Origin of the sequence: Streptomyces sp. NPDC051677 (assembly GCF_044453465.1) — a bacterium.
Taxonomy (GTDB): Bacteria; Actinomycetota; Actinomycetes; order Streptomycetales; family Streptomycetaceae; genus Streptomyces.
In genome coordinates, this window is sequence record NZ_JBITCT010000038.1 from 108,329 (window position 1) to 114,431 (window position 6,103).

Genomic DNA, 6,103 nt, shown 5'->3' on the forward strand with positions numbered 1-6,103 from the left:
GTGCCGGTCCGGGTGCCCGGCCTAAAGTCCCCGACATGCACCCCACGCTCGCCGACGACCTCTCCCGGCTCCCCGAACTCCTGCAGTCCGCCCGCGACTTCGCCGCCCGCGAGGTGACCGGTCTGGACGCGCGGCCGGTGGTCCACCTCGACAAGGCGCCGGACCTGACCCCGCTGCCCGCCGAGGGGGTCGGGACCGACGGCGCCCTCGCCCGGTTCGCCGAACGCTGGGCGCCGGGCTTCTCCGGCTCCGCCGGGCCGCGCTACCTCGGCTTCGTCACGGGCGGCGCGACGCCCGCCTCGGTCGCCGGGGACTGGCTGACCAGCGCCTTCGACCAGAACGTCGCCGGAGCCACCGGGTCCTGGGCGACGGCGCTGGAGCGGGAGACGGTGACCTGGCTGCGGGAGCTGTTCGGGCTGGGCGAGGCGCACTCCGGGGCGTTCGTGACCGGCGCGACCGTGTCGAACACGGTGGGACTGGCCGTCGCCCGGGAGTGGCTGGGCGAGCGGCTCGGGGTGGACGTGTCCCGGGACGGCGCGGCCGCGCTGGGGCCGGTCGACGTGCTCTCGGGCAGCCCGCACTCCAGTGTCACCAAGGCGCTGTCGGTGCTGGGGATCGGCCGGGACCGGCTGCGGCAGGTGCCCGTGCTGCCGGGCGACCGGGAGGCCGTCGACGTCGACGCGCTGGAGGCGGCCCTCGCCGCGCTGGACGGCCGGCCGGCGATCGTCGTGGCCAACGCGGGCACCGTCAACACCGTCGACTTCGACGATCTGCGGGCGATCGCAGCGCTGAAGGAGCGGTACGGGTTCTGGCTGCACGTGGACGCGGCGTTCGGCGGGTTCGCCGCGCTCTCCCCCGCGTACGCGCACCTCGTCGAGGGGCTCGACGCGGCCGACTCGGTCTGCGTGGACCTGCACAAGTGGCTCAACGTGCCCTACGACGCGGCCGTCCAGTTCACCCGCCGCCGCGACCTCCAGGTGCGGGTCTTCCACAACGCGTCGCCGTACCTCGGACTGCCCACCGGTGAGCCCGACTTCGTCCACCTCACCCCGGAGAACTCCCGGCGACTGCGCGCACTGCCCGCGTGGTTCTCGCTGACGGCCTACGGGCGGGCCGGGCACCGGGAGATCGTCGAGCGCAACGTGGCCCTCGCGGCCCGGCTCGGCGAGGGGATCGCGGCGCTCGGCGGACTGCGGCTGCTGGCGCCGGTCCGGCTGAACGTCGTCTGCTTCACCCTCGCCGAGGATCCGACGCGGCAGCGGGTGGCCGCGCTGGCGGACGCGGTGGCAGCCTCCGGGGAGGCCTTTGTGACGCCTACGGTGTACGGCGGGGTACCGGCGCTGCGGGCGGCGTTCAGCAACTGGCGCACGGCGGAGGCGGACGGCGAGCGGGTGCTCGTCGCTCTCACTTCCGCACTGTCTGACTGACTGCCACGGAGAGCCGTTGTCGGGGCAGTTCGCGTCGGGTGCGGACCGGGGAGAGGAAGACGGGCAGGAAGTTCACCGCCAGCAGTACGCCGCCCACCCAGAGGGTGACCCGCACTCCGGCCAGTTCACCGATCAGGCCGGAGACGGCGGCGCCCACGGCCAGCGCCCCGGTCAGCAGGAAGCGGAACGTGGCGTTCATCCGGCCGAGGAGGGCGTCCGGCGTCATCCGCTGACGTAGGCTCACGCCCAGGACGTTGTCCACCCCGGTCTTGAACAGGACCAGCACCCAGGCCGCCCCCGCGATCCACAGCCAGGGGCCCCGGTCGATCAAGGGCATGACCAGCCCCGCGGGCGCCAGGACCAGACCGACGAGGCCGAGTGCCCGGCCGTGCCCGAGACGCCCGGCCAGCGGACGCGCGCACCAGGCGCCGAGCAGCAGGCCGAGTCCGCCCGCTCCCCCGAACAGGCCCAACGCGCCTGCGGAGAAGTGCAGTTCACGGACGAACAGGATCGGCAGCATGGTGGTGACGAGTTGCGAGCCGAAGTTGGTGAGGGCGGCGGTGAGGGCGAGCGCGCGCAGTTCCCGGTCGCCGAGGACGTGCCGTACGCCCTCCGCGATCTGGGCGCGCAGCCGGGTCGGGTGCGGCGGCCGGGAGCTGTCGTCCCCGCGCCCGAGGGCGAAGAGCTGGAGCGCGGAGGCGAGGTAGGCGCCCGCCGCGCAGACCACGGCGGCGGGCGCGGTGAGCAGTTGGACGAGTCCGCCGCCCGCTCCCCGTCCCGCGATGTTGCCCGCCGCCTGGAGGCTCACCACGGCCGAGTTCGCCCGTACGAGGGCGGCGGGGCCGACGAGTTGGGGCAGGGCGCTCTGCGAGCCGACGTCGAAGAACACGGTCGCACAGCCGTTGAGCAGGACCACGACGTAGAGGTGGCCCAGGGTGAGCGCGTCGAGCCGCCAGGCGACGGGCACCGAGGAGAACAGCACGGCCCGCGCGAGGTCCGCGCCGATCAGGATGCGGCGGTGCCGCATCCGGTCCACCCAGACCCCGGCCGGCAGCCCGATGAACAGGAACGCCAGCGTGCTCAGGGTCGCGAGGGCGCCGACCTGTCCGGGGCTCGCGTCGAGTGCGGTCACGGCGACGAGGGGCACGGCGACGTAGCTCACGTTCGTGGCGAGCTGGCTCAGGGCGGTGGCCGAGAACAGGACGCGGAAGTCGCGGACGCGCCAGGGTGAGGCGGCGGCCGACTCTGTGGGGGTCTGCACGGGTGAACGCTGCCCGACGGCCTTCCGGAGGACAAGTGAGAAAATCTCCAGGTGCTGTTAAGCACCGCTACCACGTCAGCTCAGCGGTAGCCCGTCGGGTCCGCCGGCTTGCCCGCGTCCTGCACCTCGACGAGGTAACGCCAGGCGTCCGGCCTGCTGCCGTCGAGGTCGGTGAAGCCGTACACCGGGGCGAGACCGCCGCTGGAGAGGGACCGTCCGTTGTGGCGGGCGACGTCGGGGTCGGCGGCGAGGGCGGCGACGGCACGGCCGACATAGCGGGGCGTCTCCGAGATGGCGAAGTGGGGGACGCGGTCCAGGGCGTCGCGCCAGTTGTCCTCCCGCACGCCGAAGTGGTCGAGCATCAGCTCCGAGCGCAGCCAGCCGGGGGTGAGCGCGACAGCGGTGGCGCCGCGCGGGCCGAGTTCATGGCCGAGGGCGAAGGCCATGCGCAGCACGGACGCCTTGGCGAGGTCGTAGAAGAAGCTCACGCGGTAGGTGTCGCGGTTGTACTCGGCGGTGCCGTCGGTCATCTCGACGACCAGGCCGCCCGGGCGGCGCAGCAGCAGCGGCAGGGCGTGGTGACTGGTGATCGCGTGGGTCTCGACGGCGAGCCGGAGCAGCCGCAGCCCCTTGTCGAGGTCGTGTTCCCAGAGCGGTGTGTCCCACTCGAAGAGATTCTCGCCGCCCCAGATGTCGTTGACCAGGACGTCGAGGCGGCCCTGTTCCTCCGCGATGCGGTCGACGAGGGCGCGCACCTGGTCGGGGTCCAGGTGGTCGGTGGGGACGGCGATGCCGTGGCCGCCCGCCTCGGTGACCAGGTCGGCGGTGTCCTCGACAGTCTCGGGGCGGTCGTACTCGGAGCGCCGCTCCCGGGTGGTGCGTCCCGTCACGTAGACGGTGGCGCCGGCCGCCCCCAGCTCCACGGCGGTACCTCGCCCCGCGCCCCGGGTCGCCCCCGCGACCAGTGCGACCTTGCCTTCCAGCGGACCTGACATGTCCGGCCTCCCTGCCTCGTGCGAGTGGTGTCGCTTCGAGGGTCCCGGGAAAGCCGGACATCTTCTGTCACCTTTCGGCGGCGCTCACCCGACCGGGCGCAGCCGGTCCTCCAGCGCGCCGTCGTCCGCCACGAACCACAGCTGGCCGCCCTGGTTCGCCTCGTACACGAAGTCCCGCAGCGCGGAACTCTCGGCGAGGTGCGGGGAGATGTCCCCGACGACGGCCAGCCTCAGCCGGTAGTTCGCGAACTTCTGCACGACCGCGCCCGCGACCCCCGACCGCAGCTGGAAGAACGCGTCCCCGACCCGTTCGGCGGGCACGGCGACGACAGTCGCGTCGTGCCCGAACGCGTCGCCGATCAGGTCGAGGGCGGCGCTCTCCCCGTCGAGCGGTGGGCCGTCGGGGGCGCACCGCAGGACGCGGGTGTCATGGAGGGTCACGAGTGCAGTGGTCATGCCCGTGATCGTAGGGTGGGCCGGCGCACCGGCGCCCCTGCGTTTTCCGCCGGGCATCGGGGCCGGGTCAGTGGCCGCGGGCGATCCACTCCTCCAAGTGGGGCGCCTCCGCGCCGATGGTCGTCGCGTCGCCGTGTCCGGTCAGCACCTTCGTCTCCGGCGGGAGGGCGAGCAGCCGGTCCTTGATGGACGTGATGATCGTCGGGAAGTGGGAGTAGGAGCGGCCGGTGGCGCCGGGGCCGCCCTGGAAGAGGGTGTCGCCGGTGAAGAGCACACCGAGCCCGGGCTCGTACAGGCAGACCGCGCCGGGCGCGTGCCCGGGGGTGTGCAGGACGGTCAGGTCGGCGCCGGCGGCCTCGATGACCTGGCCGTCGGCCAGGTGGGCGTCGGGGTCGCGGTCCGGGTGGGTGAGCTTCCACAACGGCAGGTCGTCGGGGTGCAGCCAGATCGTGGCGCCGGTCGCGTCGGCGAGGGCGGGCGCGGCGGAGACATGGTCGTTGTGGGCGTGGGTGCAGACGACGGCCGTCAGCCTGCGGTCGCCCACGGCGGCCAGGATGGCGTCGGCGTCGTGGGCGGCGTCGATGACGACGACCTCGTGGTCGTCGCCGACGAGCCACACGTTGTTGTCGACGTCCCAGGTGCCGCCGTCGAGGGTGAACTGGCCGGAGGTGACGAGGTGTTCGATGCGCGCGGCCATCACAGCACCACCACCGAACGCAGCACGTCGCCGTGGTGCATCCGCTCGAACGCCTTCTCCACCTCGTCGAGCTGAATCGTCTCGGTCACGAACGCCCCCAGGTCCAGGCGGCCCTGCAGGTGCAGGTCGATCAGCATCGGGAAGTCCCGGGAGGGCAGGCAGTCGCCGTACCAGGACGACTTCAGCGCTCCGCCCCGCCCGAACACGTCCAGGAGCGGCAGTTCCAGCTTCATCTCCGGGGTGGGCACCCCGACGAGGACGACCGTGCCGGCGAGGTCGCGGGCGTAGAAGGCCTGCTTGTAGGTCTCCGGGCGGCCGACCGCCTCGATGACGACGTCGGCGCCGAAGCCCCCGGTCAGCTCGCGGATCGCCTCGACCGGGTCGGACTCCTTGGAGTTGACCGTGTGGGTCGCGCCCATCTTGCGCGCTGTCTCCAGCTTCCGGTCGTCGAGGTCCACGGCGATGATCTTCGCCGCGCCGGCCAGGTGCGACCCGGCGATCGCCGCGTCGCCCACACCACCGCAGCCGATGACGGCGACCGTGTCGCCCCGGCCGACGTTGCCGGTGTTGATCGCCGCGCCGATCCCGGCCATCACGCCACAGCCCAGCAGCCCGGCCACCGCCGCCGACACGGACGCGTCGACCTTCGTGCACTGCCCGGCCGCCACCAGCGTCTTCTCCGCGAACGCGCCGATGCCCAGCGCCGGAGACAGCTCCTGACCGGTCGAGGCCAGGGTCATCTTCTGCTTCGCGTTATGGGTGTCGAAGCAGTACCAGGGGCGGCCCCGCAGACAGGCCCGGCACTGGCCGCACACCGCACGCCAGTTCAGGATGACGAAGTCACCGGGCGCGACGTCGGTGACGCCCTCGCCGACCGACTCCACGACGCCGGCCGCCTCGTGGCCGAGCAGGAAGGGGAACTCGTCGTTGATCCCGCCCTGCTTGTAGTGCAGGTCGGTGTGGCAGACCCCGCAGGCCTGGATCTTCACCACGGCCTCACTGGGGCCGGGGTCGGGGATCACGATCGTCTCCACCCGCACCGGCTCGTTCTTGCCCGGCGCGATCACTCCGCGTACTTCCTGCGGCATTCTGCTGCCCCTTTCTTCGGCGGTCATCCGTCCCGGTGCCGACCCTACGTGTGACTGATCGTTGACGTGCTCCCTGGCCCTAAGGTCCAGGGATTCCGGCCTGGGTCGGCTGACCCTTCCGGGGGCTTCCTGCTTCACCGCGCTGCGCGGGCACGTGTGCCCGTCTTACCGGCGCTCCA

The 6,103-nt window shown here is 72.7% G+C and carries 6 protein-coding genes; 1 reads left to right on the forward strand and 5 read right to left on the reverse strand.

All coding sequences use genetic code 11. The features are described from left to right. The first annotated feature begins 35 nt into the window (after window positions 1-35). On the forward strand, window positions 36-1,427 hold the full coding sequence (locus ACIBAF_RS35050; protein WP_399468255.1) for a pyridoxal phosphate-dependent decarboxylase family protein: 1,392 nt from the start codon (window positions 36-38) through the stop codon (window positions 1,425-1,427). Here the strand turns inward: ACIBAF_RS35050 and ACIBAF_RS35055 are convergent. The 5 genes from ACIBAF_RS35055 to ACIBAF_RS35075 all read right to left on the reverse strand — a co-directional run bounded on the left by ACIBAF_RS35055 (window position 1,405) and on the right by ACIBAF_RS35075 (window position 5,924). Beyond that, window positions 1,405-2,688 (reverse strand): MFS transporter, encoded by a 1,284-nt coding sequence (locus tag ACIBAF_RS35055; protein WP_399468257.1) that lies wholly within the window; start codon window positions 2,686-2,688, stop codon window positions 1,405-1,407. The two genes, ACIBAF_RS35050 and ACIBAF_RS35055, sit on opposite strands and share 23 nt — an antisense overlap. Window positions 2,689-2,768: 80 nt before the next feature. Next, complete coding sequence (locus ACIBAF_RS35060; protein ID WP_399468259.1) at window positions 2,769-3,683, reverse strand: SDR family oxidoreductase; 915 nt, start codon at window positions 3,681-3,683, stop codon at window positions 2,769-2,771. Window positions 3,684-3,767: 84 nt separating this feature from the next. Then, the gene (locus ACIBAF_RS35065; RefSeq protein WP_399468261.1) at window positions 3,768-4,139 is read right to left on the reverse strand and encodes a DUF4180 domain-containing protein; all 372 of its coding nucleotides are present in this window, start codon (window positions 4,137-4,139) and stop codon (window positions 3,768-3,770) included. A 67-nt stretch (window positions 4,140-4,206) separates the two neighbouring features. Next, window positions 4,207-4,836, reverse strand: coding sequence for an MBL fold metallo-hydrolase (locus ACIBAF_RS35070; protein ID WP_399468263.1), 630 nt, complete (start codon window positions 4,834-4,836; stop codon window positions 4,207-4,209). Then, window positions 4,836-5,924, reverse strand: a complete 1,089-nt coding sequence (locus tag ACIBAF_RS35075; RefSeq protein WP_399468265.1) for an S-(hydroxymethyl)mycothiol dehydrogenase — start codon at window positions 5,922-5,924, stop codon at window positions 4,836-4,838. The genes ACIBAF_RS35070 and ACIBAF_RS35075 overlap by 1 nt, the downstream gene beginning before the upstream one ends. Window positions 5,925-6,103 lie beyond the last annotated feature (179 nt).

What these genes read in the sequence shown, in the direction of transcription:
- ACIBAF_RS35050 (WP_399468255.1), top strand. Translation starts at nt 36, where the DNA reads ATGCACCCCACGCTCGCCGACGACCTCTCCCGGCTCCCCGAACTCCTG.
- ACIBAF_RS35060 (WP_399468259.1), bottom strand. Translation starts at nt 3,683, where the DNA reads ATGTCAGGTCCGCTGGAAGGCAAGGTCGCACTGGTCGCGGGGGCGACC.
- ACIBAF_RS35065 (WP_399468261.1), bottom strand. Translation starts at nt 4,139, where the DNA reads ATGACCACTGCACTCGTGACCCTCCATGACACCCGCGTCCTGCGGTGC.
- ACIBAF_RS35070 (WP_399468263.1), bottom strand. Translation starts at nt 4,836, where the DNA reads ATGGCCGCGCGCATCGAACACCTCGTCACCTCCGGCCAGTTCACCCTC.
- ACIBAF_RS35075 (WP_399468265.1), bottom strand. Translation starts at nt 5,924, where the DNA reads ATGCCGCAGGAAGTACGCGGAGTGATCGCGCCGGGCAAGAACGAGCCG.